General features: G+C 72.9%; 18 protein-coding genes and 3 pseudogenes. 11 read left to right on the top strand and 10 right to left on the bottom strand.

The genetic code is table 11. The annotated features are described in order from the left end of the window. Window positions 1-188 precede the first annotated feature (188 nt). Both rsgA and aroA read right to left on the bottom strand, forming a co-directional pair. The gene (rsgA, locus tag BJF83_RS11440; protein ID WP_075926255.1) at window positions 189-1,193 is read right to left on the bottom strand and encodes a ribosome small subunit-dependent GTPase A; all 1,005 of its coding nucleotides are present in this window, start codon (window positions 1,191-1,193) and stop codon (window positions 189-191) included. Then, window positions 1,190-2,474, bottom strand: a pseudogene (aroA, locus tag BJF83_RS11435) (3-phosphoshikimate 1-carboxyvinyltransferase). The gene rsgA and the pseudogene aroA overlap by 4 nt, the downstream one beginning before the upstream one ends. 85 nt (window positions 2,475-2,559) lie before the next feature. On the opposite strand from aroA, the pseudogene BJF83_RS11430 reads away from it, so the two are divergent. Next, window positions 2,560-3,731, top strand: a pseudogene (locus BJF83_RS11430) (cysteine desulfurase family protein). A gap of 4 nt (window positions 3,732-3,735) precedes the next feature. Here the strand turns inward: BJF83_RS11430 and BJF83_RS11425 are convergent. Continuing rightward, window positions 3,736-4,430, bottom strand: a pseudogene (locus tag BJF83_RS11425) (peptidylprolyl isomerase). 279 nt (window positions 4,431-4,709) lie between these two features. Here BJF83_RS11425 and BJF83_RS11420 point away from each other — a divergent pair. From BJF83_RS11420 to BJF83_RS27880, 3 genes are all read left to right on the top strand, one after another. Beyond that, window positions 4,710-5,522, top strand: a complete 813-nt coding sequence (locus BJF83_RS11420) for a helix-turn-helix transcriptional regulator (protein WP_075926254.1) — start codon at window positions 4,710-4,712, stop codon at window positions 5,520-5,522. Between the two features lie 59 nt (window positions 5,523-5,581). Next, window positions 5,582-6,796, top strand: coding sequence for an amidohydrolase (locus BJF83_RS11415; protein WP_075926253.1), 1,215 nt, complete (start codon window positions 5,582-5,584; stop codon window positions 6,794-6,796). A gap of 203 nt (window positions 6,797-6,999) precedes the next feature. Beyond that, window positions 7,000-7,335, top strand: coding sequence for a hypothetical protein (locus BJF83_RS27880; protein WP_075926252.1), 336 nt, complete (start codon window positions 7,000-7,002; stop codon window positions 7,333-7,335). On the opposite strand, the gene BJF83_RS11405 is transcribed toward BJF83_RS27880, so the two are convergent. Then, entirely contained in the window at window positions 7,246-8,049 is an 804-nt protein-coding gene (locus tag BJF83_RS11405) for a TIGR03089 family protein (RefSeq protein WP_075926251.1), read from the bottom strand. The two genes, BJF83_RS27880 and BJF83_RS11405, sit on opposite strands and share 90 nt — an antisense overlap. Window positions 8,050-8,361: 312 nt before the next feature. Between BJF83_RS11405 and BJF83_RS11400 the strand changes: the two genes are divergently transcribed. The 3 genes from BJF83_RS11400 to BJF83_RS11390 are packed head-to-tail and all read left to right on the top strand — an operon-like array spanning window position 8,362 to window position 12,536. After that, the gene (locus BJF83_RS11400) at window positions 8,362-10,410 is read left to right on the top strand and encodes a hypothetical protein (protein ID WP_075926250.1); all 2,049 of its coding nucleotides are present in this window, start codon (window positions 8,362-8,364) and stop codon (window positions 10,408-10,410) included. A 60-nt stretch (window positions 10,411-10,470) separates the two neighbouring features. After that, the gene (locus BJF83_RS11395) at window positions 10,471-11,406 is read left to right on the top strand and encodes a glycosyltransferase family 2 protein (RefSeq protein ID WP_075926249.1); all 936 of its coding nucleotides are present in this window, start codon (window positions 10,471-10,473) and stop codon (window positions 11,404-11,406) included. Then, window positions 11,403-12,536, top strand: a complete 1,134-nt coding sequence (locus BJF83_RS11390) for a glycosyltransferase family 4 protein (RefSeq protein WP_075926248.1) — start codon at window positions 11,403-11,405, stop codon at window positions 12,534-12,536. The genes BJF83_RS11395 and BJF83_RS11390 overlap by 4 nt, the downstream gene beginning before the upstream one ends. Window positions 12,537-12,588: 52 nt before the next feature. On the opposite strand, the gene BJF83_RS11385 is transcribed toward BJF83_RS11390, so the two are convergent. Genes BJF83_RS11385 through BJF83_RS11375 form a run of 4 tightly spaced genes read right to left on the bottom strand, consistent with a single transcriptional unit; the run spans window position 12,589 to window position 15,374 of the window. Continuing rightward, entirely contained in the window at window positions 12,589-13,743 is a 1,155-nt protein-coding gene (locus tag BJF83_RS11385) for a CU044_5270 family protein (RefSeq protein ID WP_075926247.1), read from the bottom strand. Continuing rightward, window positions 13,740-13,967, bottom strand: a complete 228-nt coding sequence (locus BJF83_RS30485) for a sigma factor-like helix-turn-helix DNA-binding protein (RefSeq protein ID WP_316042256.1) — start codon at window positions 13,965-13,967, stop codon at window positions 13,740-13,742. Before BJF83_RS30485 ends, BJF83_RS11385 begins: the two co-directional genes overlap by 4 nt. Next, window positions 13,868-14,377, bottom strand: a complete 510-nt coding sequence (locus BJF83_RS11380) for an RNA polymerase sigma factor (protein ID WP_316042255.1) — start codon at window positions 14,375-14,377, stop codon at window positions 13,868-13,870. Before BJF83_RS11380 ends, BJF83_RS30485 begins: the two co-directional genes overlap by 100 nt. A 37-nt stretch (window positions 14,378-14,414) precedes the next feature. Then, a complete protein-coding gene (locus BJF83_RS11375; protein WP_075926246.1) occupies window positions 14,415-15,374 on the bottom strand; it encodes a lysylphosphatidylglycerol synthase domain-containing protein in 960 nt (319 codons plus the stop codon). A gap of 139 nt (window positions 15,375-15,513) precedes the next feature. On the opposite strand from BJF83_RS11375, the gene BJF83_RS11370 reads away from it, so the two are divergent. Next, window positions 15,514-18,141: a bifunctional FO biosynthesis protein CofGH gene (locus tag BJF83_RS11370; RefSeq protein ID WP_075926245.1), complete on the top strand. Its 2,628-nt coding sequence runs from the start codon at window positions 15,514-15,516 to the stop codon at window positions 18,139-18,141. Between the two features lie 158 nt (window positions 18,142-18,299). Here the strand turns inward: BJF83_RS11370 and BJF83_RS11365 are convergent, their stop codons facing one another. Both BJF83_RS11365 and cofD read right to left on the bottom strand, forming a co-directional pair. After that, window positions 18,300-19,595: a coenzyme F420-0:L-glutamate ligase gene (locus BJF83_RS11365; RefSeq protein WP_075926244.1), complete on the bottom strand. Its 1,296-nt coding sequence runs from the start codon at window positions 19,593-19,595 to the stop codon at window positions 18,300-18,302. Beyond that, a complete protein-coding gene (cofD, locus tag BJF83_RS11360; RefSeq protein WP_075926243.1) occupies window positions 19,592-20,572 on the bottom strand; it encodes a 2-phospho-L-lactate transferase in 981 nt (326 codons plus the stop codon). The genes BJF83_RS11365 and cofD overlap by 4 nt, the downstream gene beginning before the upstream one ends. A gap of 232 nt (window positions 20,573-20,804) precedes the next feature. On the opposite strand from cofD, the gene BJF83_RS28950 reads away from it, so the two are divergent. The 3 genes from BJF83_RS28950 to BJF83_RS11350 all read left to right on the top strand — a co-directional run bounded on the left by BJF83_RS28950 (window position 20,805) and on the right by BJF83_RS11350 (window position 22,615). Beyond that, window positions 20,805-21,068: a hypothetical protein gene (locus BJF83_RS28950; RefSeq protein ID WP_262391470.1), complete on the top strand. Its 264-nt coding sequence runs from the start codon at window positions 20,805-20,807 to the stop codon at window positions 21,066-21,068. Then, the gene (locus BJF83_RS11355) at window positions 21,011-22,090 is read left to right on the top strand and encodes a hypothetical protein (RefSeq protein ID WP_262391469.1); all 1,080 of its coding nucleotides are present in this window, start codon (window positions 21,011-21,013) and stop codon (window positions 22,088-22,090) included. Before BJF83_RS28950 ends, BJF83_RS11355 begins: the two co-directional genes overlap by 58 nt. Window positions 22,091-22,327: 237 nt before the next feature. Then, window positions 22,328-22,615 carry a WhiB family transcriptional regulator gene (locus BJF83_RS11350; RefSeq protein WP_013154770.1) on the top strand — a complete coding sequence of 96 codons (288 nt, stop codon included), beginning with the start codon at window positions 22,328-22,330 and terminating at the stop codon, window positions 22,613-22,615. The last annotated feature ends 283 nt before the right edge of the window (window positions 22,616-22,898 follow it).

Raw genomic sequence — 22,898 nt, 5'->3', positions numbered from 1 at the left:
ACCGGTGAGCCGACCGCGGACGGCCACCCCCCGGCGGTGCACCGACCAGGAACAGCCACCCCCCAGCGGCACGAGTCCCCGGGCTGGCGAAACCCCACCGGTGAGCCGATCGGGGACGGCCACCCCCGGCGGCACGGGTCCCCGGGCTGGCGAAATCCCACCGGCGACCCGGAGCGGTGGCTCCTCGGTCAGGGTTCCTCGTCGAGGGTGCCCTCGCGGCTGGCGAGGAGACGGCGCAGCGACCCCACGCGGTCGGCGTCCAGGCGGCCCGCGCCCAGGGCGGCGGTGATCGCGCAGTCCTCCTCCTCGGGCTGGTGAGTGCAGCCCGGTGGGCAGTCGCGCGCGACATCGTCGATGTCGGCGAAGCCCGCCACGATGTCGTCGGGTTCGATGTGCGCGAGACCGAAGCTGCGGACCCCCGGGGTGTCGATGAGCCAGCCGCCCTCGAAGGGCAGCGCGACGGCGGAGGTCGACGTGTGGCGTCCGCGGCCGGTCACGGCGTTCACGTGACCCACCGCCCGGTCGGTTCCCGGGATCAGGCGGTTGACGAGCGTCGACTTCCCGACGCCGGACGAGCCGACGAACACGCTGGTCCTGTTGGTCAGGCGGGATCTGAGCCGGGTCAGGTCCCCTTCGGGGCTGAGCACCTCGTAGGGCAGCCCGAGGGGCTCGTAGACCCGGACCAGGTCGTCGGGTCCGGCGAGGTCGGCCTTGGTCAGGCACAGCAGCGGTTCGAGGCCGGCGTCGTAGGCCGCCACCAGGCAGCGGTCGACGAAACGGGGCTGAGGCGCAGGGTCGGCCAGGGCGCACACGATCGCGAGCTGGTCGGCGTTGGCGACGATCACCCGCTCAACGGGGTCGGTGTCGTCGGCCGTGCGTCGCAGGACGCTCTCCCGCTGGCGGACGCGGACGACGCGGGCGAGCGTGTCGGGTCGGCCGGACAGGTCACCGACCACGTCGACGCGGTCGCCCACGACGATGGAGCCGCGGCCGAGTTCGCGGGCCTTCATCGCGATGACCGGAACGTCGTCGACCAGACACCGGTAGCGGCCCCGGTCGACGGCGGTGACCAGGCCCTCGGTGGCGTCCTCGTGCTTGGGCCGGTTCCTGGTGCGGGGTCGGGAACCGCCTCGGGCACGCACGCGGATGTCGTCCTCGTCCAGGTGGCGCCCCCCTCCCCGCGTGCGGCTCATGCGAGGGCCTCCGCCCACAGGCCGGGGAAGTCGGGCAGCGTCTTGCGCGTGGTGGCGATGTTCTCCACCTCCACCCCGGGCACCGACAGCCCGATCACGGCCCCGGACGTGGCCATCCGGTGGTCGTCGTAGGAGTGGAACACGCCTCCGTGGAGGGGCCGCGGCCGGATGACCAGGCCGTCCGGCAGCTCCTGGACGTCCCCTCCCAGGTGGTTGATCTCGGCGGCGAGCGCGGCGATGCGGTCGGTCTCGTGGCGGCGCAGGTGCGCGATCCCGGTGAGCCGGGAGGGCGAGTCGGCCAGGGCCGCCACCGCGGCGATGGTCGGTGTGAGCTCGCGACGTCACGCAGGTCGGCCGTGATGCCGTTGATCCCCCCGGTTCCGCGCAGGGTGAGGTCATCGCCTGACCGGGACACCTCGCCGCCCATCCGGGTGAAGAGGGAGCGCAGCTCGTCGCCGGGCTGGGTGGTGTGCTCGGGCCACCCCTCGACGGTGACCTCGCCGCCCGTGATCAGCGCGGCGGCCAGGAACGGCGCTGCGTTGGACAGGTCGGGCTCCACCGTGATCTCCGTGGCCTTGACCGGCCCCGGAGCCACCCTCCAGGAGTTCTCCCCGGTGGTCACGGACACGCCGACGGCGCGGAGCATCTCCACCGTCATGTCCAGGTGCGGCTGGGAGGGCACCGGCGGCCCCTCGTGCCGGACGTGCACGCCCTCGGTGAACCGGGCGCGCTGAGGAGGAGAGCGGACACGAACTGGGACGAACCGGAGGCGTCCAGGGTGACCTCACCGCCGGGAACGGCTCCGGCGCCGTGGATGGTCATGGGCAGGGCGCCGCGTCCGCCGTCGTCGATGTCCGTCCCGAGGGCGCGCAGCGCGTTGAGCAGCTCGTCGACGGGCCGCTCCCGGGCACGCGGGTCCCCGTCGAAGTGGACGTCGCCGGAGGCGAGGGCCGCGAGCGGCGGAACGAAGCGCATGACGGTCCCGGCGTTGCCGACGTCGACGGACGCCGGACCGCGCAGCGCGGCCGGGGCGACCGCGAGGTCCTCGCCCTGCGCGGTGATCCCCACGCCCAGGGCGCGCAGCGCGCCGATCATCAGTTCGCTGTCCCGGCTGGCGAGCGGACGGCGCACGAGGCACGGCGTCTCCGAGAGCGCGGCCAGCACGAGCGCCCGGTTGGTGACCGACTTGGAGCCGGGCAGGGACAGTCGCGCGCTCACCGGGCGCTGGACGGTCGGGGCGGGCCAGTGGGCGGCGGGCTGCGGGGACGCGGTGTCAGGCATGACTCAAGGTTATCGGGGTTGGGGGAGGAGGGGAGGGGGTGGATCGCGGCTGTGGACGACGGTGGCCGCGTATTCTGGGACCGCCATGGTGTATCTGGATCACGCAGCCACGACCGAGGTCCGTGCTGAGGTCGTCGCCGACCTCACGGACGAACTCGGCGCCCTCGGGAACCCGTCCTCCCTGCACGGTCACGGACGGGCCGCGCGCCGCACGGTCGAGGAGTCGCGCGAACGCCTCGCCCGGGCCGTGGGGTGCACCCCGCACGAGGTGGTCTTCACCGGGGGCGGCACCGAGTCGGACAACATCGCGATCAAGGGCCTGTACTGGGCCCGCAACGCGGAGGCGCCCGCGCGTCGGCGGATCCTCGTGAGCGCCGTCGAGCACCACGCGGCGCTGGACCCCGCGCACTGGATGGCGGAGCACCAGGCGCGGTCTTCGAGACGCTCGCCGTGGACGGACTCGGGCGCGTCGATCCGGGGACGCTGCGCGAGGCGATCGAGCGCGACCCCGAGAGCGTCGCCCTCGTCTCGGTCATGTGGGCCAACAACGAGGTCGGCACCGTACAGCCGGTGGCCGAGCTCGCCTCGGTCGCCGCCGAGTACGGCGTCCCCCTGCACACGGACGCCGTGCAGGCGGTGGGCGCCGAGCCGGTCGACTTCGCCGCCAGCGGCGTCAGCGCCCTCACGGTCAGCGGCCACAAGCTCGGCGGCCCGGTCGGCGCGGGCGCTTTGGTCGTCGCGCGGGGTCTGATCCCCGTGCCGGTCCTCCACGGTGGCGGGCAGGAGCGCGACATCCGCTCCGGCAGCCTGTCCACTCCGCTCCTGCGCGGCCTGGCCACAGCGGTCGATCTCGCCGCGGCCGAACGAGAGGAGCACGTCAAGCACCTGACGGCGCTGCGGGACGAGTTGGAGGAGCGCGTGCGCGCCGCGGTCCCGGACGTCGTGGTCAACGGCGACCCGGACGGGCGCCTGCCCGGCATCTCCCACCTGTCGTTCCCCGGCTGCGAGGGTGACGCCCTGCTCATGCTGCTGGACGCGAAGGGCATCTCGTGCTCGACCGGATCCGCCTGTTCGGCGGGGGTCGCCCAGCCCAGCCACGTCCTGCTGGCGATGGGGGCCGACCCGGACACCGCGCTGAGCAGCCTGCGGCTGTCGCTGGGGCGGGCCTCCACACCGGAGGACGTCGCGGCCCTGGCCGAGGCGATCGGGCCGGCCGTGGAGCGGGCCCGGGCCGCGCGGGCCAAGCGCCGACGCTGAACGCTCAGTCCCCGGCGCGCTGGATCGTGACGGTCCGCAGCGTCACGTCCTCCGCCGGACGGTCGCCCTGGTCGGTCGCGACCTGGGAGATCGCCTCCACGACCGCGTACGATTCCTCGTCCGCCACCTGGCCGAAGATCGTGTGGCGGTCGTCGAGGTGCTCGGTCGGCGCCACCGTGATGAAGAACTGGGAGCCGTTGGTGTCCGGGCCCGAGTTGGCCATGGCGAGGACACCCGGCTCCGCGAACGTGCGACCGGACCCGAACTCGTCCTCGAACGTGTATCCGGGGCCGCCACGGCCGGTTCCGTCGGGGTCGCCGCCCTGGATCATGAACCCGTCGATCACCCGGTGGAAGACTGTCCCGTCGTAGTACGCGGCCTCGCCGGTCACCGGGTTGGGCGCCCCCTCGCCCTCGGCGAGCCCGACGAAGTTGGCCACGGTCAGCGGGGCGTCCTCCGGGAAGAGGTCCACCTCGACGTCGCCCTCGCTGGTGCTCAGGATGGCGCCCTCCACGTCCGAGACGTCGATGTCGGCGGGACCGCCGGACGCCTCGGGGCTGGAGGTCGGGTCGCGCCCGCGGCGGTCTCTCGATCCGTCTCCTGTGCCGACGCCTGGCCGGTGTCGCTCTGACACGCGGTCGTGGCGAGCAGGACGGTGGAGGCCAGCAGGGCGGTCGCCGACAGGGTAGAGCGCTTCATCGGTTCACTTCCGAGGTGAGGTTCGCGGCTTGGCGGCACTCAGCGTACTGGGGTCGGACGGCTTACCCCACCTTGGGGCGGCCTGAAGGTGTCCCTGGTCACAAGCGTGTCGGGTCATGGGACGGCATGGTCAGTCCTTGTACGGACTTATCACCGATCGCCGCACCCGCCCGGTCGCTTGACCAGCCGCCCCGCCCCGGGAGAGGGTCGGATGGAGGGGGCGGGGAGTCGACTGGAGAGAGCGGCCCGCCCAGACCGGTGACGGGAGAGGAATCGGGAGTGAACACTGCGTTGCCTTCTGCGATGTGGCTCCCCTTCGGCGCGCGGGTGCTGCGCGCCAGGTCCGACAAGGGGCTCTCACGCGCCGAGCTGGCCAGGACCGTCGGAGTGACCGACGACAAGCTCCGCGAGGTGGAGTACGCGCACTGTCGACCGGCCCGGACGTTGGTCGAGAGGGTGGACACCGCGCTGGGAGCCGACCACCAGTTGGTCGACGCGTGGGCGATCACTCTCCAGGCCGAGGCGTTCCCCAACGAGTTCGGCGACATGCGGGAGGTCGGCGCGCACGCGGCCCGCCTCTGGGAGCACCAACCCATGGCCGTGCCCACGTACCTGCGCACCCGGGAGTACTCCAGGGCCATCCTGGGGCCCGCCCATCCCGACCTCGACGGGGACCAGGTCGAGGCGATGGTCGACGAGGAGATGGCGCACCGGGCGGCGATGACCGGTCCGGACGGCCCCGGTCTGCGGGTGGTGCTCAACGAACCCGCCCTGACGCGTCCCCAGGGGGGTGCGGCCGTGATCGACGCCCAGCGCGGATTCCTGGCCGACCTCATCGAGGCGGGCATCGTCACGATGGGCGTGATCCCCGAGCAGACGCCGCGCCACCCGGGTCTGGGCGGCGCGTTCCGTCTCATGGAGTTCGAGGACCGGCCGAGCATGGTGTACGCGTTCGCGACCCAGGGCGGGGAGCTCACGGCCGACCCCGCTCAGGTCAAGCGCTGCACGATGGTACGCGACGCCATCGAGCACGCCGCTGTCGAGCTGACGCCGAAGTCGCGGATCCTGACCTCGCGGTGGCCGGGGCGTTGATCTCAGACGCGGCGCCGAGCGCTTGGGGAACACCGGGGGTATGGGCTAGGTTGCCCGCCATGGATATCGCGATCACTTCCGGATACGTCGTCCCCGTCGACGGCGACCCCATCGACGGCGGCACGGTCCTCATCTCCGACGGCGCCATCGCGGCGGTCGGCGCGGACGCGGACGTCGCCGTTCCCGCGGGAGCCACGGTCATCGACGCGTCCGGCAGGTGGGTGCTCCCCGGATTCGTCGAGGCGCACGGCCACATCGGCATCGATGAGGAGGGCGTCGGCTGGGCCGGCGACGACACGAACGAGATGACCGACCCCAACGGTGCGCGCATGCGCGCCCTGGACGCGATCAACCCCGCCGACCGGGGGTTCGTCGACGCCCTGTCGGGCGGGGTGACCAGCTCCGTGGTCAAGCCGGGTTCCGGCAACCCGATCGGCGGCCAGACCGTCGCCGTCAAGTGCTGGGGACGCAGCATGGAGGACCGGCTGATCAAGCAGCCGACCAGTGTCAAGAGCGCGCTGGGGGAGAACCCCAAGCGCGTGTACGGGGAGAAGAAGCAGCTGCCCTCGACCCGGCAGGGCGTGGCGGCGGTGATCCGCGACGCGTTCACGAAGGCGCAGGACTACAAGGCCAAGCGCGACCACGCCGCCTCCGAGGGCACGCCGTTCGACCGGGACAACACGCTGGAGGTCCTGGTCAGGGTCCTGGACGGCGAACTGCCCTGGTGCCAGCACGTTCACCGCGCCGACGACATGCACACGGCGATGCGACTGGCCGACGAGTTCGGGTACCGACTGATCATCAACCACTGCACCGAGGGCCACCTGCTGGCCGACGAGATCGCGGAGCGCGCAATCCCGGTGATCACGGGGCCGCTGATGGTCGGCCGGTCCAAGGTCGAGGTCAAGAACAAGACGCTGGCCAACCCGGGCATCCTCGACCGTGCGGGCGTGAAGGTCGCGCTCACCACCGACCACCCGGTCGTGCCCATCGAGTTCCTGGTCCACCAGGCCACCCTGTGCGTGAAGGAGGGGTTGGACCGGGACAGCGCGATTCGGGCGATCACGCTCAATCCGGCCGAGATCATGGGGATCGACGACCGGGTGGGGGCGCTGCGCCCCGGTCTGGACGCCGACGTGGTGGTGTGGTCGGGCGACCCGCTGGACGTGATGAGCCGCGCGTTGCGCGTGTTCGTCGGCGGGCGCGAGGTGTACACCTACGACGAGGAGCGGCGTGAGGGCGTGGTCGCGGACGCCTACTACCGGGAGTCCTAGGGCGTGTCCGGTGGACGCCGTGTGTCGCGCGGCGGGGCGCCCGTCCGCTCGACGAGTCCTGGACGGACCCGCGCCCCGGTGGCGCGTTCCTCAGGAGGTCTCCGCGGCGCCTTAGTCGGCGCCTCCCGGTCCGCGGCGCGTGCCGGGGCCCGGAAATACGACGGATCTCCCATGGTGGGGGTTGCCTCCTTAGCGCGAGTCTGGTGGCGGTCGGGACGTTCGGTCCCGCCCCACCGGACTCACGGGAGGACGCCATGCACCCCGATCTGCACGCCCAGGCCGCCGATCTCTACCGCGCCGAGCGGGAGCGGGAGGCGCGTGACGCCAGGTTGGCGCGTGCGGCCCGCAAGGCGGCCAAGGAGCGCGCGGCCCGCAAGGCGGCCAAGGAGCGCGCGGCCCGCAAGGCGGCCAAGGAGCGCGCGGCCCGCAAGGCCGACGCCGATGGCGGATCAAACCAGGAGGCGCGTCCCCGCGGCCGCCGTGACACCGCTCCCAGCCAGGTCGAGGACGGCGGTGGCGCCTTCCGCCTTCAGGCGTGAGAGCAGGTCCGGCACGTCGCCGGGCCCGCCCTCGGCGAGGATGACGGGGGCGCCCGCGGCCACCGGCGCCAGCAGGGCCGAGGCGTCGTCGCCGAGCACGGAGAGCGGGGTGCCGGGGCCGAGCACGATCGCCACGCGGTCCTTCGCGGTCAGCGCCCACTCCCCGGCCCGGCGGCGGGCGGCGGCCACCAGTTCCGTGCCGGTCCACTCGCGGGTCGTGGCGTACGCGACGGCGTCGGCGTCGACCGCGTAGGGGGAGAAGTGGTCGCCGTGAGCCCGTGCCTCGGTGGTGTAGTCGAGGACCATCGGGGGCAGGTCGCGCAGAGGCAGTCCGAGCGGGTGCAGCGAGGCGCCCACGACCTCGTCCGCGCCGCTGTCGAGCGCCGCCTCCAGCCGGTCGGCGTCGGCCACCGCGATCTGCGCGCCGCCGGGGAACGCGTCGCCGTCGACGGGGACGGCCACCGCCCCGACCGACCAGGCCGACAACAACCAGACGAGCGACTGCCAGTGGAGCGCAAGAGCGATCGCGACCCGGTCGTCCGGCTGCGTCCCGAACCCGTCCACCATCAGGTTCGCGGTCTTGGACACCCAGTTGTCGAGGGTGGCGGGGGAGAGCTCGACCCGCCCTCCCGACGCGTCGTAGGAGGTCACGAACGGGCGGGCGGGGGCGCTGGCGACCAGGTCACGCCACAGCTGTGCTGGAGTCTGGGACATGCCGCCACTCTACGGCGCTCTCCCGGTCCCCGACCTGGCCGGTCGGAGCGGTACCGTCCCCGGTCGCCACGGCCACCGGCCGTCGACGAGGCTGGGGCGTGGCCCCGTCCCCCGAACTCCGTCCCCGTCCGCGAGCCAAGCGGGCCAATCCGTGCGGCGCCACATCCTCACCGGCGCCCTCGACGCGCTCCGGCGGGCGGTGAGCCGTCAGTGGTCCCCGTACTGACCGCGCACCTGGACAATCCCGTCCGACCCGCGCTCCCCGCGGACCCGAGATGTGCGCCACGTGGCGCGAGCTGCCACAGTGTCCCCATGCGCTTGCCTCCCGTGCCTCCCGGACGGCTCCTCGCCCGCGTCACCGCGCTCCCCGCCATCGCCGTCTCGGCCTGGCTCCTGGTGGCCTTCCCCCTCCTGGCCCTCGGCGTCCTCACACCCGTGGCCGGTCTCCTCGTCGGCGTTCCGGCGGTGTTCGCGGCATGCCTTCTGGTGGCGCGGCTCGTTCCGGACCCCGAAGAGGACGTGCCCTGGTGGCCGGTCGTCCTGGTGCTGCTGATCGTCGTGGCGTTCGCCGCGGTGCAGATCGCCTACCACGCGGAGGCACTGGTCATCCGGCGCGACCCGGCCTCCTACGCGATGTACACGGTCTGGATCGCGGAGAACGGGTCCCTTCCGATCCCCCTGCGCACCGACCTCATCGCCGGCGACGACCCCTCCCTCAGCTACCAGAGCCTCGCCCAGTACCAGAGCGGTGACGTCATCTGGCCGCAGTTCATGGCCGGAGCGCCCCTGCTCACGTCGATCGGCTACTGGGCGGGCGGCCTCACCGGCATGCTCGTGGCCACCCCGATCCTGGGCGCGTTGGGCGTGCTGACCCTCGCCGGGCTCACCGCACGCCTCGTCGGAGCCCGCTGGGCCCCGCTGGCGGCCCTGGTGCTGGCCGTGTGCCTGCCCCAGCAGTGGGTCAGCCGGTTCACCTACAGCGAGCCCGCCAGCCAAATCCTCCTGCTCGGCGGACTCGTCCTGGCCTACGACGCTCTCTCCCGGCGTTCGCTCCTGGGCGAGCGCTGGTCCGCCCAGCACGCCCTCGCGGCCGCGGCGGGGCTGTCGTTCGGGCTGGCGCTGGTGGTCCGGATCGACGTCCTGCGCGATCTGCTTCCGGTCGTCGGCTTCGTCGGGCTCCTGCTCCTCGCCCGCCGGGGCCAGGCACTCCCATTGCTGGGCGGCCTGGCCGTCGGAGGAGGGCTCGGACTGTACGCGGGCTACGGACTCTCCGAGCCCTACCTGGACTACCTGTCGGACTCACTGGACCCGCTGCTGATGATCAGCGCCGGGGTCATCGCGCTCACCGTCGTCGTCACGGCCGCGCTGTGGCGGTACGGCGTCCCCCGCGTGGAGCGGGTCCGCTGGCTGCCCGCCACCATGGCGGCGCTGGCGCTGATCGCGATGGTCGGCTTCGCGGTCCGGCCGCTGTTGTGGCCCGACTACGGCCACGGCAGCGACTTCACCGACCACTGGGTGGCGGCCGTCCAGGAGCGGGAGGGGCTCCCGGTCGAGGGCAGCCGCACCTACTACGACCTCAGTCTCTACTGGGTGGGGTGGTACGTGGGCCTGAGCACGGTCCTGTTCGCCGGGCTCGGTCTCGCCCTGGTCCTGCGCCGGATCGTCCAACGCCGCGAACCCCAGTGGGTCCTGCCCGCCATGTTGCTGGTGTGGACGGTGGGAACCACGCTCCTGCGCCCCGCCATCACCCCCGACCACCCGTGGGCCAGCAGACGCCTGATCGCCCTGGTGATCCCCGCGTTCATCCTCTTCGCCGTCTGGTTCGCGGCCTGGTTGACCCGCTACTGCGAGACCGCCGTCCGTGCCCGGGGCCACGGCCCCGTCGCGCGCTCCCTGCCCGTGGCGGTGGCCGGGGGCGCCGCCCTGGCGATGGTCGTGCCGACCGCGGCCACCGCGGCCGACGGCGTCATGGGCTACCGGCAGGACGTGGGCACGGTCGCGGCCACCGAGAACCTGTGCGCCCACCTGCCGGCAGACGGGTCGGTGATCGTCGTCGACCGGGGGATGGCCGGGAACTACATGCCGCTGTTCCGCAACGTCTGCGGCCTGCCCACCGCGGCGATGGACGATCCCACGCCGCAGGACGTGGAACGGGTGGTCGCAAGGATCCACGAGCGCGGCCGCGACGCCGTCCTCGCCGCGCCGGGCCGGGTCGCGCTGGACGCGTTGACCGGCGGGGACGCCGAGCCCGTCCGGCCCTTCCACGTCGTCGCCGACATGGACCCCAGTACGCTCATGGAACCGCCCACCGGCCACTGGACCTTCCGCGGGAACGTCTGGGTGGCCGTCATCCCCGCCTGACCGACCAGCCCCGACCGCCCCGACCAGCCCCGACCACACAGACGGAACACAGACGGACGCATGAGCGAGACCCCCGACCACACCCAGGACCGCAGCGCCGACGACCCGCCGGTGCGGGTCACCATCGTGCTCCCGTGCTACAACGAGCAGGACCACGTCCTCGACGAGGTCAAGCGGATCAGCTCGGCCATGGACGCCTCCGGGTACGGCTACGAACTGCTGGCCGTGGACGACGCCTCCACCGACGACACCCTCGCCCGGCTGCGCGACGCCGAGGTCCTGTACCCCCACCTGCGGGTGATCGCCTTCGGCCACAACGGCGGCTCCGGCACGGTGCGCCGGATCGGCAGCCAGCGGGCGCGCGGCGAGTTCGTCGTGTGGACCGACGCCGACATGAGCTACCCGAACGAGCGCATCCCGGAGCTGGTCGCCATGCTCGACCAGGACCCCGAGACCGACCAGGTCGTGGGGGCGCGCACCCAGGAGATGGGGTCGCACAAGGCGCTGCGGGTCCCCGCCAAGTGGGCGATCCGCAAGATCGCCGAACGCCTCACCGGAACCCGCATCCCGGACCTCAACTCCGGGCTGCGCGTGTTCCGCCGCGACGTCGCCCGCCCCTACCTGCGTCTCCTGCCCCCTGGCTTCTCCTGCGTCACGACGATCACCCTGGCCTTCCTGTCCAACCACCATCCGGTCCGGTACGTGCCGATCGAGTACGCCACGCGGGCGGGCACGTCGAAGTTCCACTTCGTCAAGGACGCCTACCGCTACATCCTCCAGGTGCTGCGGATGGTCATGTACTTCAACCCGCTCAAGGTGCTCATGCCGCCCGCGCTGGCCCTGCTGGGGATCGGCGCCGCCAAGTTCGTCTTCGACCAGGTGCGCAACCCGCTGTACATCCCCAACAACACGGTCATGATCCTCATGACCGGGCTGATCATCGCGGCCATCGCGCTCCTGGCCGACCTCATCGTCCGCTCGCGGGAGAGTGCGTGAGCGGCGGACCGGGCCCGGACGGCGGCCCCACCCGGGTCGCCCTGGTGGGGCCCGCCCATCCCTACAAGGGCGGCGGCGCCCGGCACACCACCGAACTGGCGCACCGGTTGCGCGCGCTCGGCCACCCGACGGTGATCGAGTCGTGGCGCGCGCAGTACCCCTCGGCCCTGTACCCGGGACGGCAGACCATCACCGACCCGGAGGGCGAGCCCTACCCGGGCACGCGCCGCGCCCTGGCCTGGTACCGGCCGGACGGCTGGTGGCACACCGGGCGCCGCCTCGCGGGCGAGGCCGACCTCGTGGTGCTCACGCTGTTCTCCCCGGTCCAGATCCCCGCCTACCTCGGCGTCCTCGCGGGCGTGCGGTCGCGGCGGGCGGGGACACGGGTGGTCGCGCTGTGCCACAACGTGCTGCCGCACGAGCGCGGTGCGGTGGACGTGTCCCTGACCCGGGCGCTGCTGAGGCGGGTCGACGGCGTGCTCACCCACGCGCCCGACCAGGCGCTCCTCGCCGAGGGGCTGCGTGCGCAGCGGGGGTCGCGGCCGGTGGTCGCGGAGATGCCGCCGCACCTGCCGGAGACGGGCGGCGCCCGGCCCGCCGTGCCCGGCGAGCGGCGGCGCCTGCTGTTCCTGGGCATCGTCCGCCCCTACAAGGGGGTGGACGTGCTGCTGCGGGCCCTGGCGGACGGGGCTCCGCGCGACGTCGCGCTCACCGTCGCCGGCGAGTTCTGGGGCGGGCCCGGCGAGCTGTCGGAGCTGGCGACGGAGCTGGGGATCGCCCACCGGGTCCGGTTCCGGGAGGGGTACGTGCCCGCTCCCGACCTGCCCGCGCTGTTCGCGGCGGCCGACGCTGTCGTCCTGCCGTACCGGACGGCGACGGCCAGCCAGAACGTGTGGCTCGCCCATGAGCACGGCGTGCCCGTGGTCGCCACTTCGGCCGGGACGCTGGCGGACCACGTCCGCGACGGCGTCGACGGTCTGCTGTGCGCGCCGGGCGACCCCGAGGACCTGGCACGGGCGCTGAAGCGGTTCTACGCCCCGGGTGAGCCCGAACGGCTGCGCGCCGGGGTCCGCCCGGTGGACGCGGAACCGTACTGGACGGCCTACACCGGGCGGTTGCTGGAGGCGTGAGAGCGCCGCTCCGCCCCGTCCCCGGAGCGGAGCGGTGGCGCTCCGCGTGACGTCACCCGCCGTAGGGATCCTGGACGTCGGGCCAGGCGTCGTTCCACTCGGAGGTCTGGTAGAGCCTGTAGTGCACCACGTCGCCGGGCCGGGCCCAGTCGGCCTCCCACTCCGGGGCCTCGACCACGATCCGCTCGACGGACCGGAGCAGACCGGTTCCGGGGTCGAAGAGGATCCGCTCCTCGTACCGTCCGTCCCCCAGCCCGTCGACGTCGTAGGCGACGCCCACGGCGGGCCGCCCGGACCGGTCCTCGGTCACCCCCTCGGCCTCCCGGACGCCGGGCAGGCCGGCCATGACCTCGTAGACGGCAGCCCTGACTTCCGGCGGAAGGGGGAGGCCCAGGTTGCCGGTGACGGCCACGATCGACGGTTCGTCCACGGACGGGAATCCCACCTCGGCCGTGTCGCCCTCGTATCCCTCATCCCCGTTGTCCTCGTCTCCCTCTAGCCGCAGCATCTCCCGCAGCCGATCCGGGTCGGAGGGCAGGTCCTGAAGGTCCTGGGGGTTCAGTGAGTCGCCGCCGATCGTGTAGGCCACCGAGTCCGTGGCAAACGGAACCACGTCGTTCACCTGGGCGGGGATCTCCAGTCGCCCGGTCTCCTCCGGCCAGAACGTGGGGGAGCCGTCGCGCTGCCACGCCTCCCGCACACGGTCGGTGACCAGCGACCAGTCCGTCGACACGCGCGCGTAGGCGGCCCGCCCGGTTTCGATGTCCGTCCACTCCCGCAACTCGTGGATGCCGTACACCCCGTACCGGTCGCCCTCGGGGCCCACGCCCCAGGCGTCGGCGGACGTGTAGCTCTTCTGCCAGACGGCGCCGTCGACCGGCTGGGACCGGGCGGCCTCGGCGATCGGGGCCATGACCTCCATCGCGCTTCCGTCGTTTCGGGCTCCTTCCGACGACGGGGAGAGCGGGTCCACAGCGACCGAGTCGGAGGCCAGGAATCCTCCCGGGCCCAGTGCCAGGAACGTGAACACGGCCGCGGCCACGAGCACGGCGGCACCGGAGAGGACCAGGGGGAGCCGTCCGGTCGCGCGGACGCGGCGAACGGGCCTTGCCCCTCCGGGGCGCCAGCCCGTGCGCACGGCCAGTACCTCCGCGGTGGGCTCGGGGACGTCCGCGCGTAGCCGGCTCAGGTGGTCGATCTCGTTCACTGGGAGTTCCCCTTCACGGCGGCGGCGGAGGTCAGGGCGGCGCGCACGCGGGTGCGGGCGCGGTGGAGTCGGGACCGGACGGTCCCCATCGGGACTCCGAGCACTCGGGCGGTCTCCTCGTAGGTCAGCCCTCCCCAGGCGATGAGCAGCAGCGTGTCCCGGTCGCCCCGGGACAGGCGCGCCAGGGCCGAGGCCAGGTCGCCGGAGAGGGCGGTCGCGTCCACGCGCTCGACGGCCCGTTCGGCGAAGCCTCCATGACCGGGTCCGTGCCGGTCCGGGCCAGGGCCCTGTACGCACGCGTCTCCGACCGGTGGCGGCGGCGCACCAGGTTGGTGGCGATCCGCCACAGCCACGGGCGGGAGTCGGGACGGTCGGCGTCGTACCGGTGGCGCTCGCGGAACGCGATGTGGAAGGCCTCGGCGACGATGTCGTCGGCGTCGGCCGTGCCCAGGCGCCGGGCGACGTACCGGTGCAACGCGGGCGCGTGGCGGCGGAAGATCTCGCCGAACACCGCGGGGTCGGCCAGGGAGCGTTGGACGACGACCGCGTCGGACTCCGCTCCGCCGAGTGCGGAGCCCCTGGGGACGGTCTCGGGCATGAGGGATCCGATCAGGTCGATGGACGGTGGTCTCACACCCGTGATAGCCCGGTCCCGGCGTCGCTGTTCGCGGTCAGCGAGCCTCCTGGCGTGTGACGGTCCTCACCTCGCGCCGGGCGGACCGGGACAGCGGGACGGACAATCCCGCCCACGCCGCGTCCGCGACCGTCATGACCAGACGGGAGAGCACCGCGACCACCAGCGCCGCTCCCGCGTCGACGACCGGGGCCAGTGCCACCACCAGCACCGCCTCACGTACTCCCAGACCGGCGGGCGCAAACACCACCAGCAGCCCCAGCGTCCACGCCAGGGCGTACGCGCCCACGGCCGGTCCGATCGAGCGCACCGGGTCGCCGCCCACCGCCCACGTCAACAGCCACACGTGCGCGCCCAACGGGGCCCACGCCAGCAGGGTCCACGCGACCGAAACGGCCATCGCACGCCCCGGCAGCCGGAGCGGGCCCGCCTCGGCCACCTCCCGGAACCGCGCGAACGGACGGGCGGCGATCCGTACGCCCAGCCCCACCACGCGCGGGTGCAGGACGGCCAGGAGCAGTGGCGCCAGGGCCAGGGCCCACCACCAGCGCCGGGCCGCCTCGGCGGAGGAAAGCGGGAGCGCGACCGCCGCGACGCACAGGCTCACCGCGACCGTCACCCCGACTGCGAGCAGGGTCGCGGCGGCCCCGCGCACGCGCGGCACCCGCCAGTCCCGCGCCAGCTCCACCTGGGCGACGAACGCCCACACCGACCCGGGCAGGTACTTGCCGAGTTGGCCGACGAACATCACGCGTGCCGCGACCACGCGCGGCAGCGGTGACCCGAGCCCCGTGAGCAGCGCCCGCCAGGCCATCATCTGCGCCGTCAGCCCCGCCATCCCCGACAGAACCGCCGTCGGAAGAACCCACAACGGCAGCGCCAGGGCGGCGTCCCGGGCCTGGTCCCAGTGCGCCCGCACCGCCAGGCCCGCACACGCCAGGAGCGCCAGCAGGACCGCCAGCCGCACCCACGGGTTGTCGCGCAGCCGACTCACCACGAGCCCTCCCTCCGCACGGCGCGATCCACCGATGATCGCAGATCACCTGGCCGGACTCCCGCGCCCCGGTCACTCCCGTCTCGTCCTCACAGCCGACTCCCGCGACACGGCGCCGACCCGCGCATCGTAGGGTGCGTCCATGAGTGGTGTGAACGACCTGGGAACCGACGCCTCCCCGACCCCCTCCGCGATGCGCCGCGCGCTGGCCCGCGCCCGCGACGGAAAGACCCTCGACGTCACCGAGGCCGAGATCCTCCTCCACGCCCGCGGCGACGACCTGGAGACCCTCCTCGGCCACGCCGGACGGGTCCGCGACGCCGGGCTGGAGGCCGCCGGGCGGCCCGGGGTGATCACCTACAGCCGCAAGGTCTTCATCCCGTTGACCCGGCTGTGCCGCGACCGCTGCCACTACTGCACGTTCGCCACCGTGCCGGGCCGCCTGGAGTCGCCCTTCCTCACGCCCGACGAGGTCCTGGAGATCGCGCGCCAGGGCGCGGCGCTCGGGTGCAAGGAGGCCCTGTTCACCCTCGGCGACCGCCCCGAGGACCGCTGGACGGCGGCGGCCGAGTGGCTGGACGCCCACGGCTACGACGACACCCTGTCGTACGTGCGCGCCATGGCCGTCATGGTGCTGGAGGAGACCGGTCTCCTGCCGCACCTCAACCCGGGTGTGCTCACCTGGTCGGATCTCCAACGGCTCAAGCCCGTCGCCCCGTCCATGGGCATGATGCTGGAGACCACCTCCACGCGCCTGTTCACGGAGAGGGGCCAGGCCCACTACGGCAGCCCGGACAAGGATCCGGCGGTGCGGCTGCGGGTCCTGGAGGACGCGGGGCGGTCCAGCGTCCCGTTCACCACCGGCATCCTGCTGGGGATCGGCGAGAACCACCGCGAACGGGCCGAGTCGGTCTTCGCCATGCGCGCCGTGGCCCGCCGCTACGGCGGGGTCCAGGAGGTGATCGTCCAGAACTTCCGCGCCAAACCGGCGACCGCGATGATGCACCGGCCCGACGCCGAGCGCGAGGAGATGGCCGCCGCGATCGCCGTCACCCGCCTCGTCATGGGGCCGAAGGCGCACGTGCAGGCGCCGCCCAACCTCATCGGCGCCGAGAACGGGGGCGTGGACGAGTACGCGCTCATGGTCCGCGCGGGCATCGACGACTGGGGCGGCGTCTCCCCGCTCACCCCCGACCACGTCAATCCCGAGCGCCCGTGGCCGCAGATCGACGACCTGGCCGCGCGCACCGCAGCCCTCGGCTTCACCCTGCGCGAACGGCTCACCGTCTACCCGGAGTACGTCCGGATGGGCGAACCGTGGCTCGACCCGAGGGTGGCCGGGCACGTGGCCGCGCTCGCCGATCCGGAGACCGGGTTGGCCCGCGAGGACGCGCCGGTCGTGGGCCGTCCGTGGCAGGAGCCCGATGCCGTGCTGGTCTCCTCGGGCCGCACCGACCTGCACACCGAGATCGACGCGCGGGGTCGGAGCGAGGACCGCCGCGGCGACTTCGACTCGGTCTACGGCGACTGGGACGAGCTGCGGGCCGGAGTCGACCGGGAGGGGGCCGTGCCGCGCCGGTTCGACCCGGAGATCGCCGCCGCCCTGCGCAGCGCCGAGTCCGACCCCGCCGGACTCTCCGACGACGAGGCGCTCGCCCTGCTGCACGCCGACGGTCCCGAACTGGAGGCGCTGGCCGGCCTGGCGGACCGGGTCCGGCGCGACGCCGTCGGTGACGAGGTCACGTTCGTGGTCACCAGGAACATCAACTTCACCAACGTCTGCTACACCGGCTGCCGGTTCTGCGCCTTCGCCCAGCGCCGGACCGACGCCGACGCCTACACCCTCTCCCTCGACCAGGTCGCCGACCGCGCCGAGGAGGCGTGGAACGCGGGGGCCACGGAGGTGTGCATGCAGGGCGGGATCCACCCAGACCTGCCCGGAACCGCCTACTTCGACATCGCCGCGGCCGTCCGTGACCGGGTGCCGGACATGCACGTCCACGCGTTCAGCCCGATGGAGGTGGTCAACGGGGCGTCGCGCACCGACCTGCCGATCCGCGAGTGGCTGACGCGTGCGCGCGAGTCGGGGCTCGGCTCGATCCCCGGAACCGCCGCGGAGATCCTCGACGACGAGGTCCGCTGGATCCTCACCAAGGGCAAGCTGCCCGCCAGCGCGTGGGTCGAGGTGATCACGACCGCGCACGACCTGGGCATCCCCACCACGTCCACGATGATGTACGGGCACGTGGACTCACCGCACCACTGGGTCGCCCACCTCAGACTCCTGCGGTCGCTCCAGGAACGCTCCGAGGAACGCAACGGCCGCCCGGGCTTCACCGAGTTCGTGCCGCTGCCGTTCGTGCACACCAACGCCCCGATCTATTTGGCGGGCCTGGCCAGGACGGGGCCGACGGTTCGCGAGAACCGGGCGGTGCACGCCCTGGCCCGGCTGCTGTTGCACGGCAGCATCGACAACATCCAGTGCTCGTGGGTCAAGCTCGCCGAGGACACGTGCCGCCAGTTGCTGGCGGGCGGGGTCAACGACGTGGGCGGCACGCTCATGGAGGAGACGATCAGCCGGATGGCGGGCTCGGGGCAGGGGTCGTACAAGACGATCAGCGACATCCGCGCCCTGGTCGCGCCGACGGGCCGCCCCGTGCGCCAGAGGACGACGCTTTACGGGGAGGTCGCGAAGGACCGGCGCCGGGTGGCGGAGGCCAGCGACGGGGTCGCCCCCAGCGTCCGGCGGACGTCCCTGCCGCTCGTGTGAACCCGGCCCCGCGGGATGCCGGGACCAGGGCGACGCTCGACGCACTGGAAGCCGAGGTCGCTGAAGCCTCGGAGAGGACTGAGCGCACACCGCGCCGAACACACGCGAACGGCCGGCGCCCCGCCCCTCGGAGCACCGGCCGTCGGTCGCCCACCGCGTCACCTCACGGTGACGAAGTCCTCCGGATCGCGTGGCGGTCGCTCCCTCGGAGGGGCGGCCGCGTGGCCGACCGCCACCGCTCCCATCGGCTGCCAGTCCTCGGGCACGTCGAGCACCTCGCGCACGACGTCGGGGCAGAACATGGTCGAGGAGATCCAGGCCGAACCCAGCCCCTCCATCGCCAGCCCCACCAGCAGGCTCTGCACCCCCGCGCCCATGGCGACCAGGAACATCGACCGCTCGGCGTCCGCACGGCGCCGATCCGGGTAGGGGTGCGCGCCCTCGGCGACCAGGAACGGGACCACCAGGTACGGTGCGTCACGCAGCACGTCGCCCCGCCGGGTCCGCCGCGCGATCGCCTCCTCGGAGAAGCCGTCGCCGCGCAGGTCGGCCACCCACGCGTTCACCATGGCGTCCAGCAGCCGTTTGCGGGTGCGCTCCGACTCCACCAGGACGTACCGCCACGGGGTCGTGTGGTGGGGCGCGGGCGCGGTCAGCGCCGTGCCCACCGCGCGCCGCACCGCGGCCGGGTCCACCGGTGCGTCGGTGAACGCGCGCACCGTGCGCCGGGCCGGCACGACGTCACGCGATCCGTAGCGGAACAGGTCGGCGTCGGCTGGGCGTACGAGCGCGGACGCCCCGGGGCCGTCCTCCTCGGTGACCAGGGCGCTCAGACCGCTGACCACGGCGACCGGCACGCCGTCGGCCTTGCCCTTGACCAACTCGCCCGCGCCCGCGACCTCGTCGGCGACCGCGTTCACGGTCACCTCCATGACGTTGCCGTGGGTGTCCGTGCCGCCCCGCAGGTCCTGGAGCACAGACAGTCCCGCCGCGCCGATCGCCACGTCCGTCTGGCCCACCCGCCACGGGCGGCCGAAGGTGTCGGAGACGACCACGGCCACGTCCACGCCCAGACGCTCTCGCAGCCCCGCGCGCAGGGCACGGGCGGAGGCGTCGGGGTCCTCGGGCAGCAGGAGGACCGTCCCGGGCTCGACGTTCGAGGCGTCCACCCCGGCGGCGGCCATGACCAGTCCGTGCCGCGTCTGCACGATCCGCGTACGCCCGGCCCGCGCCACCACGCGCACGGTCTCGGCGTCGATCGCCGCGTCGCGGCCCATCCTCCTGGCACGGCCCTCGGCCTTGCTGACGATCTTCGAGGTCACCACGAGCACGTCGCCGTCGACCAGGGGCGTGCCCGAGGCGGTCACGGCGTCGTCGACCAGGGCCGCGAGGTCGTCGCCCGGCCGCACTTCGGGCATTCCGGCGAGCCCGCGCACACGCACGTCGTCGGTCATCGCCGCTCCTTCGACAACTCGACCGCCAGGTCCACCGCCGCGCGGGCGATCGCCTCGGTCGCCGCGGGGTCGCTCATGTACAGCGGCCGGGAGCGCACCTCGATCCCCTCGACCCTCGTGTCCGCGTCGGCCTCGTCCACCAGCCAGCCGTCCAGCAGGTCCGCTCCCAGGTGCTCGGCGACTGCGGCGGCGCTGGTCTGCACGCCGATCGCGGTCAGGCAGGCGTCGGCCATCCCGCGCACGGGCGCGCCGCCGATGATCGGCGAGACGCCGACCACGGTCTTGTCGACCAAGGCCTCACGGATGCCGGGCACCCCCAGCACGGACCCGACGCTGACGACCGGGTTGGACGGCGGCAGGATCACGGCGTCCGCCTCGGCGATGGCGTCCAGGACGCCCGGCGCGGGCTTGGCCGACTCGACGCCCACGCTGACGATCCGCTCGGCGGGCAGTGCCGCGCGGTGGCGGATCCACCACTCCTGGAAGTGGATCGCGCGACGTCCGTCGCCGTCGTCGACCACCACGTGCGTCTCCACCTGGTCGTCGGTCATGGGCAGCAGGCGTACGCCGGGCCTCCAGCGTTCGCACAGCGCCTCGGTGACCGCCGAGAGGGGGTACCCGGCGGCGAGCATCTGCGCGCGGACGATGTGCGTGGCGGTGTCCCGGTCGCCCAGTCCGAACCACGTGGGCCGCATCCCGTAGGCGGCGAGCTCCTCCTTGACGGTGAAGGTCTCGTCGGCCCTGCCCCAGCCCTGTTCCTCGTTGATGCCCCCGCCCAGGGTGTACATCACGGTGTCCAGATCCGGACAGATCCGGAGGCCGAACAGGGTGATGTCGTCGCCGGTGTTGCCGATGACGGTGATGGCGCTGTCTGTGGTCTGGTCTCCGGGGGTGGGAGCGTCGGTCCCGAGCGCCGCCCTCAGGCCGCGAAGGAACCGTGCTCCGCCGACACCGCCGGCCGGTACGACTATCCGCATGCGTCCAAGTCTGGCAGGCTGGGGGCGTGTATGAGTCGTCTGCCCCTCCGTGGGGCATGACCGCGGCGTGATCGCGCTCTGACAGGGATCGTCGAAACCCCGGGACCGCGTGCGCCGTCTCACCGGTCGGCTGTGTCCGATGTCCCCATTCCCCGTCGGGGCGCGGCCGACACCCGACGAAATGCCAGCCCTCCCCCGTCTCGGTGGGGGAACCAGCGGAGGGGATCCTCTCTTGAACAACGAATCACTCGAACGCCTGCGCCCACTGGGGGCCTGGGTGCTCCTCGGGGCCGTGGGGGCTTCCCTGCTGTCCGAGCTGATCCGTCTGATCGTGGTGGCCAGCGACTTCAGCGGGGGTTTCGCCGCGGAGGTGGAGTCGGCCGCGTCCGGCTTCTTCGGTCCGTGGAACGTCGTCCTCCTGGTGGCGGCCGTCGCCTGGTGCTCACGAGCCCGCGTGCGCGTGCGGTCGCGGCGCCGATCGTCGTCACCGCGATGATCATGGTCGGCGTTGGCTTGCTGTTCGCCGTGATCTCGCTCATCACCGGGTTCGTCGACGCCGGGAACGTCGGGCTCGGCTTCGCTCGCTTCTTCACCACGCTCGCCGAGGGCACGGTGCTCGGCGTGGCGGGCTTCGCCTTCCTCAAGTTCTACAACGACCCCGTCCTGGTGCCGCGCGCGACCCCGCAGGCCCAGTACAACCCGCAGCCGGGGTACGGCGCCGGCCAGGCCTACGGCCAGCCCGGGTACCCGGCCGCCGACCCGTCGCAGACCGGTTCCGGGCAGGTGTACGGGCAGGACCCGACCCAGACGGCGTCGGGCCAGCACCCCGCGTACGGGCAGGCGTACGGGCAGGACGCCGTGGGGGGCGCCTCCGGCCAGCAGCAGGCCTACTCCCAGTACGGGCAGGACGCCCAGGCCTACGATGCCGCCGCGCAGCAGCAGGCCGCGTACGGTAGTGGGGCCCAGCCGGCCTATGACGCCTCGGCCCAGCAGGCGTCGGGTTACGGCACGGGGGCCCAGCAGGCCTACGGACAGTACGGTGACGCGGCGGCCCAGCAGCAGGGGTACGCCTACGGCACGGGGGCCCAGCAGCCCTACGACCCCGCGCGGTACGCCCAGCAGTACGGCCAGCAGTACGCCCAGCAGCAGGACGCGGCCGCCCAGCACCAGGACGCCCCCCAGGCCTACGACCCCGCACAGTACGCGCCGCAGTCCTACGACCCCCAGCAGGCCGCCCAGCAGGCGGCGTCCACGGGCGAGCAGGCGGCCCAGGACGCCATCCAGTACGGGTGGTACCAGGGTGCCGAGCAGGGCCAGCAGACGCGGGACACACCGTCCGGTGACGGAGTTGACCCTTTCTTTAACTCCGGTGAGCAGGCTGGTACGGACACGACCGGCCAGGGCGGCGCCTCGTACGGAAGCCAGTATGAGGGTGGCTCCACCTACGGCTCTGACCAGCAGGGACAGGGCAACAGCGGTGGCCAGCAGGGCTGGTACGGCGGGGAGGACCAGCGCTGATCGCGCCTGGCGCCTCCGCGCCCCCGCCGCCCGGGTAGGTCGTGAATTGCGTGGTAATTCACAGATCGGACATGGCACGATCGTCGTTGGCGGTTCGTTACATGATATTCAGTGGATTACCACGTAGGGCGCTTGACTCCTGGTCACGGGCCCGCGTGTAATTTCAAGGTGGGATTCCACCCGGCCTTGGGGGACGAAAAGGGCTGGGACATCTATGGGGGGCAACAGGAGGTGCGCATGAGCGAGGTGATCCCGCTGGCGCACGGCTCGGACGAGGATCTGGGCTGGCAGGAACGTGCCTTGTGCGCGCAGACCGACCCGGAGGCGTTCTTCCCCGAGAAGGGCGGCTCGACCCGGGAGGCGAAGAAGGTCTGCCAGTCGTGCGAGGTGCGTGCGGAGTGTCTGGAATACGCGCTGGAGCACGACGAGCGCTTCGGCATCTGGGGTGGACTCTCCGAGCGTGAGCGCCGGAGGCTGAAGAAGGCCGCCGGAGGGGATTTCGATTTCCTGGCGGAGATGCTGTAGAGCGCACGCGCGAGGCGCGTCCGGACCACGAGTCCGGGCGCGCCTTTTTCATGTTTCATCCTGTTTGGGACTTTGGTGAGGATTGCACGACACATCCGTGCTGGTGGTGAATGCGGTTATTCTCCGTGTCGTCGTCGACGGGGACGAACAGCCCCGCGTCGCGCCGAGGTGGCGTATGGTGATGACCCGCGCCCACCGTGCCGGACCGGCCACGCCGGGCCTACCGTGCCGAAGTGGGCCCGGACGGGGCACACCGGCACCCGGCGCACACACGCGTTCGGCG

The organism is Nocardiopsis sp. CNR-923, assembly GCF_001942255.1.
Lineage (GTDB): Bacteria > Actinomycetota > Actinomycetes > Streptosporangiales > Streptosporangiaceae > Nocardiopsis.
Note: the sequence above shows the minus strand (reverse complement) of the source record. Positions and strands in the feature narration are given on the sequence as shown.